The organism is Mycobacterium sp. MUNTM1, assembly GCF_054660795.1.
Genome location: NZ_BAAGDE010000137.1, coordinates 1 through 1,242 on the forward strand (window position 1 = coordinate 1; position 1,242 = coordinate 1,242).

2 protein-coding genes are annotated in these 1,242 nt (G+C 60.7%); both read left to right on the forward strand.

The genetic code is table 11. The features are described from left to right. The coding region (locus ACYQ8K_RS30070; RefSeq protein WP_459975019.1) for a transposase at window positions 1–360 on the forward strand (360 nt) is incomplete at its 5' end. A gap of 14 nt (window positions 361–374) precedes the next feature. Next, window positions 375–1,232, forward strand: coding sequence for an IS3 family transposase (locus ACYQ8K_RS30075; protein WP_459975021.1), 858 nt, complete (start codon window positions 375–377; stop codon window positions 1,230–1,232). Window positions 1,233–1,242: the final 10 nt, after the last annotated feature.

Here is a 1,242-nt window from a genome sequence, read left to right on the forward strand (position 1 = left end):
TGGGCTTGCCCCGGTTTAGCGGACACCGGATTGCAGCGGTATGGCCGTTGCGGAAAGGTCCTCATGATGGGCCAGGTGTTCACCCGGGAGTTCAGGGAGCAGATCGTCGCGCTGCACCTGGGCAACCACAAGTCGTATAAAGAGATCGCGGCGGAGTATGGGTTGTCGGCTACCACGGTGTCGAACTGGGTGCGTGCGGCCAAGCGCGAGCAGTTAGCTCAACATCGGCCGGCGAAGTCGGCGGAGACCGAACAGAGTGCCCGGATTGCCGAGCTGGAGCGGCAGCTGGCTCGCAAAGAAGAGGAAGTCAGGATCCTGGGAAAAGCGCTGGCCTTCTTCGCGCGTCGGGAAGAGCTGTAGAGCTCTACTGCTACATCGCCGCGGAGAAGGCCGCCGATCCCAGCCTGAAGATTAGCGTGATGTGCCGGGTTCTGGGTGTGTCGCGTTCGGGGTATTACGGGTGGGTCAAACGGGTGTCGAGCCCCCCGATGGGTCGGGCAGCAGAAGACGCCGCTCTGCTCGACAAGATTAAGGCGCTGCACGCCGAATTTTCCTATTACGGGGCTCCCCGAATCCATCAGGCGTTACGCCGCCAAGATTTGGTCGTCGGACGTCATCGTGTGGCTCGGATCATGCGGTGCAACGGCATTCGGGCATTTCGTGGTCGGGTCGAGATACGACGTCGGTCGGTGCCGTTTCACCGTCGGGTGGATCTGGTCGACCACGTCCAGCGCAACTTTGCCGCCGAGCAACCCGACCGGTTGTGGTTCACCGACACCACGCTGATCAAGACCACCGACGGCTGGCTTTACGTTGCCGCCATTCTGGACGCCTATAACCGCGAAATCATCACCTGGAGGACCAGTCCGGTGGAATCTGCAGCGACGGCCCAGCAGGCTTTGGCCGAGGCCATCATGATTCGCCGGCCGTCTCCAGGTTGCATCGTGCACTCCGATCGGGGCTATCAATACACCGCCTACGAATGGACGACACTGGCCCGACGACACGGAATGGTCGTGTCGATCGGCGAGCGCAAAGACCCACGAGACAACGCCGTCATGGAGTCCTGGTTCGCTTCGCTGAAAGTCGAAGAGCTCTACCCCAAGGGCATTCCGAGAAGCCGCGCCGATGCCCGTCAACGCTTGTTTACCTACGTCTGGATCTACAACAACAAGCGGCTGCATTCGTCGCTGGGGTACCAGACACCACGAAGCTACGTCAGAATCACATGAAAACTGTCCG